Origin of the sequence: Streptomyces anatolicus (assembly GCF_019400875.1) — a bacterium.
Classification (GTDB): Bacteria; Actinomycetota; Actinomycetes; order Streptomycetales; family Streptomycetaceae; genus Streptomyces; species Streptomyces anatolicus.
Genome location: NZ_WMBF01000556.1, coordinates 1 through 3835 on the forward strand (window position 1 = coordinate 1; position 3835 = coordinate 3835).

At 72.8% G+C, this 3835-nt stretch carries 4 protein-coding genes; 2 read left to right on the top strand and 2 right to left on the bottom strand.

What is annotated here, in order from left to right:
• Positions 1-182 precede the first annotated feature (182 nt).
• Positions 183-1214: a helix-turn-helix domain-containing protein gene (locus GKQ77_RS29440; protein WP_443728932.1), complete on the top strand. Its 1032-nt coding sequence runs from the start codon at positions 183-185 to the stop codon at positions 1212-1214.
• Between the two features lie 6 nt (positions 1215-1220).
• On the opposite strand, the gene GKQ77_RS29445 is transcribed toward GKQ77_RS29440, so the two are convergent.
• A complete protein-coding gene (locus tag GKQ77_RS29445) occupies positions 1221-2120 on the bottom strand; it encodes an NAD(P)-dependent oxidoreductase (protein WP_219692162.1) in 900 nt (299 codons plus the stop codon).
• A 117-nt stretch (positions 2121-2237) separates the two neighbouring features.
• Between GKQ77_RS29445 and GKQ77_RS29450 the strand changes: the two genes are divergently transcribed.
• Positions 2238-2630 carry a winged helix-turn-helix transcriptional regulator gene (locus GKQ77_RS29450; RefSeq protein ID WP_219692163.1) on the top strand — a complete coding sequence of 131 codons (393 nt, stop codon included), beginning with the start codon at positions 2238-2240 and terminating at the stop codon, positions 2628-2630.
• Between the two features lie 93 nt (positions 2631-2723).
• Here GKQ77_RS29450 and GKQ77_RS29455 read toward each other — a convergent pair whose 3' ends face one another.
• Entirely contained in the window at positions 2724-3821 is a 1098-nt protein-coding gene (locus GKQ77_RS29455) for a MerR family transcriptional regulator (protein WP_219692164.1), read from the bottom strand.
• Between the last annotated feature and the right edge of the window lie 14 nt (positions 3822-3835).

The window sequence follows — 3835 nt, forward strand, 5'->3', positions numbered from 1 at the left end:
CTTGTCGCGAGGGCGGCGGGGCTTGTTCCGGGGTGCTGTGCGTTCATGGGGATCACGCTCGCAGGACGTGTCGGCGCCCGACAGTGACAGTAGTGACGGTGACCACCAAATTCCTGCCGCCCGTGGCACCGCCGGGCGCCCCGCCCTCGTACGCTCAAGGCATGAGCGCTGGTTCCGTCGCGGTGGTGGTGGCCGAGGAGATCGGGATCCCGTCCTGGGATCTGTACGAACTGAGCATCCCCCTCACGGTGTTCGGCAAGCCGCAGCCCGACCTCTCCGACCACTGGTACGACCTGCGCCTGTGCGCGACGGGCGAACAGGGCGCGGGCGGCGCGGAGTTCGGGCTCGCGCTGCGCACCCCCTACGGACTCGAAGGGCTCGCCGGGGCGGATACCGTCATCGTGACCTCCGTGCCGGACGCGTGCGTCGAGAAGGGCGAACCGCTGGCGCCGGATCTCACCGAAGCGCTGCGCGCGGCCCACGCGGCGGGCGCCCGTATGGTCTCGCTGTGCACCGGCGCCTTCGCGCTCGCCGAAGCAGGCATCCTGGACGGCCGCCGGGCCACCGCCCACTGGATGCACACCGCCCAACTGGCCGCCCGCTACCCGAAGGTGACCGTCGACGACTCCGTCCTCTACGTGGACGACGGGTCCGTCCTGACCAGCGCGGGCCTGACCGCGGGCCTCGACCTCTGCCTCCACCTGGTCCGCCGCGACCTCGGCGCGCACGTCGCCAACCAGCTGGCGCGGCGCATGGTGGTGCCCGCCCACCGGCCCGGCGGTCAGGCCCAGTTCATCGACCTCTCCGTTCCCGAGACGGACGACGCGGGGCTCGGTCCGGTACTGGAGTGGGCCCGCGCGCACCTGGACCGGCCGCTGACCGTCGACGACCTGGCGCGCCGGGCCGCGATGAGCCCGCGCACCTTCTACCGCCGCCTCCACGCGGCCACCGGCACGACCCCGCTCCGGTGGCTGCTCAACCAGCGCCTGGCGCGGGCGCAGAGCCTCCTTGAATCCACTGACCTGCCGGTGGAGAGGGTGGGCGAGCTGAGCGGCCTCGGCACGGCCAACAACCTCCGCCACCACTTCCTCAAGCAGGTCGGGGTGGCGCCGGGGGAGTACCGCCGGTCCTTCTTCGCCCAGGCCTCGGCCCCGCCCGCCACCGAGTCCTGTCCCGCTGCCACTGAGTCCGCCCCCGCCCCCGCGAAGGCATAGGCCCGCTCAGCGGTGGCCGAGGCCGAGGCCGAGCAGTTCCACCATCCGGGTCGCGCCATCACCGCCGTGACCCCGCGCGATGACGCGGCGTGCCAATCCCTCGGCGGCGCGCATCACGCCCGCCTCGATGCCGTGGGCCTCGGAGGCGTGGATGACGTGGGCCATCGTCGAGGCCGCCGACGTGATCGGGTTGCCCTCGCCCGAGAAGGTGCCGTCGTCCACCTCCCCTGCGGCCTCCTCGAAGATCGGCGGCAGGATCGCACCGATGCCCTTGGCGAACGGGGCCAGCTCTCGCGCGAAGACGCCCTCCGCTCTCGCCAGCGCCAGGGCGTGCATATACCCGGTCATCGCGGTCCAGAAGATGTCGAGCAGCGCGATGTCGTACGCCGCCGCCCGCCCGATCTCCTCGCCGAGGTGGGTGTGCGTGCCGCCCAGCGCGTCGAGGACGGGGCGATGGCGCTCGTACAGCTCCGTGGGCCCGCTGTGCAGGAAGACGCCGTCCGGCGTGCCGATGACACCGGTCGGCGTCATGATCGCCCCGTCCAGGTACGGGATGCCGTGCTCGGCGGCCCAGCGCCCGGTGGACCGCGCGCGGTCGGGGGTGTCGGCGCTGAGGTTGACCAGGGTGCGCCCCTTGAGCGCGGCGGTGACGGCGGCCGGGCGCAGCAGGGCGTCCGAGGCGTCGTAATTGACCACGCAGACGACGGTCAGCGGACTCGCCGCGACGGCCTCTTCGAGCGTACGAGCGCCGAGCGCGCCCCGCTCGATCAGCTCGGTGTCCCGCCCCGGCGTACGGTTCCAGACGGTGGTCCGCACCCCGGCCGCGAGGAAAGCGGCGGCGAGGGCCCGGCCCATCGGCCCCAGACCGACAACGGTGACGGCAGACTGTGGGACGTACGAAGACATCGGTCAACTTCCTTGTGGGTAGGGCGAGTCGGCCGACGGCCGAAGGCTCGCGGTCGGCGGCCGGTCGCCCACGGCGTGGGAAAATGGCGCAGCGATGAGAATGGGGAGGGATCACAGATGACGCGCAGCCGTGCCCAGGACCCGAACGTGTGCGGGGTGACCGCCGCGGTCGCCGTGATCGACGGCAAATGGAAGACCGCGCTGCTGTGGCCGCTCGAGAGGGGCCCGCACCGCCCCGGTGAGCTGCTGCGGCTGCTGCCGGGGCTCACCGAGAAGGTGCTGACTCAGGCGCTGCGCGAGATGGAGGCCGACGGGCTCGTGCACCGGGAGGTGCACGACGTACGGCCGTTGAAGACGGTCTACTCCCTCACGGAGTTCGGCCGCGACCTCTGTGAGGCGCTGGCCCCTCTGGCGGAGTGGGGCCACCGCCGCCTGGACAGGCTCGCCGGGCGGGAGCCGGCGTCCCAGCCCGAGTCCAGGGCGGCGGCCGTGCTGTCACATGCGTCCTGACACATCGTCACCAGGGCTCCTTTCCGTGCGTTGTGGCGTGGTCACCAGGTTGGCCCGAGAGGCGCGGTACGCCAAGTACCCACAAAAAAGTGGCTATCCGCCCGTGACGACGTCAGCGATCACGCAGCTGACGTTGTCGGGGCCGCCGGAGCCGTTGGCCAGGGCGATGAGTTCCCGTACCGCCTGATCGGGATCGTCGACGCTCGTGATCACCTGCCGGATGTCCTCGGTGGGCACCACGGCGCTCAGCCCGTCGGAGCAGAGCAGATAGCGGTCGCCGGGCCGGGCCTCCTGAAGCCGCAGGTCAGCGGTGGTCTCACCGGTGCCGAGGGCGCGGATGAGCAGCGCCCGCTGGGGGTGCGACGCGGCCTCCTCGGGGCTCAGGCGGCCCTCGTCGACCATCGACTGCACCAGGGTGTGGTCGTGGGTGACCTGGAACAGTTCGCCGTCCCGCAGGAGGTAGGCGCGGGTGTCGCCGATGTGGACGAGGGCGAGCTGCGAGCCGGTCCAGAGCATCGCGGTGAGTGTGGTGCCGGCTTCACGCGGCGAGGACGGCGACGAGGTGGCGGAGGTGGCGTCGGCGTCGGCGGCGTCGCGTACGGCCAGGGCGGCCTGTTCGACGGCGTCCTCAAGGGCGTTGAGGAGGTGGCCCGCCGGGATGCCGTCGGTTTCGAGGCGCTTGAGCGCGTCGATGGCGGCGGCCCCGGCGGGCGCCCCGCCGGGCCCGTAACCGTCGGCGACCGCGAGCAGGCGCGCGCCCGCGTAGGCGGTGTCCTGGTTGCTCTCGCGGACCAGGCCGGTGTCGGACAGCGCGGCGTAACGGATCTCCAGCGGTTCGGCGATCGGGGTCATGGCGGGGTCCTCCCTGGACAGGTGCTCGACGAGGAAGGCGGCCAGATCCCGCCGGGCGGCGGTGTCGGCCTCGACCCGGGCCCAGAACGCGCGGATCTCCTGGGCGGCACCCGCCGCGTCCAGCGTCCCGACGTGCCGGATGCGGGCCAGCGGCATGCCGAGCCGCCGCAGCCAGGCCACGAGCCGGGCCCGGGCCAGCTGCTCGGGCGCGTAGAGCCGGTAGCCGGTGACCGGGTCGACGCGGGCGGGGGTCAGCAGCCCCAGCTCGTCGTAGAGCCGCAGCGCCTTCGGTGACAGCCGGGACGCCTTCGCGAACGCCCCGATGGTCAGCAACCCCATGCCCGCCCCATGCC

What these genes read in the sequence shown, in the direction of transcription:
- GKQ77_RS29450 (WP_219692163.1), top strand. Translation starts at nt 2,238, where the DNA reads ATGACGCGCAGCCGTGCCCAGGACCCGAACGTGTGCGGGGTGACCGCC.
- GKQ77_RS29455 (WP_219692164.1), bottom strand. Translation starts at nt 3,821, where the DNA reads ATGGGGTTGCTGACCATCGGGGCGTTCGCGAAGGCGTCCCGGCTGTCA.
- GKQ77_RS29445 (WP_219692162.1), bottom strand. Translation starts at nt 2,120, where the DNA reads ATGTCTTCGTACGTCCCACAGTCTGCCGTCACCGTTGTCGGTCTGGGG.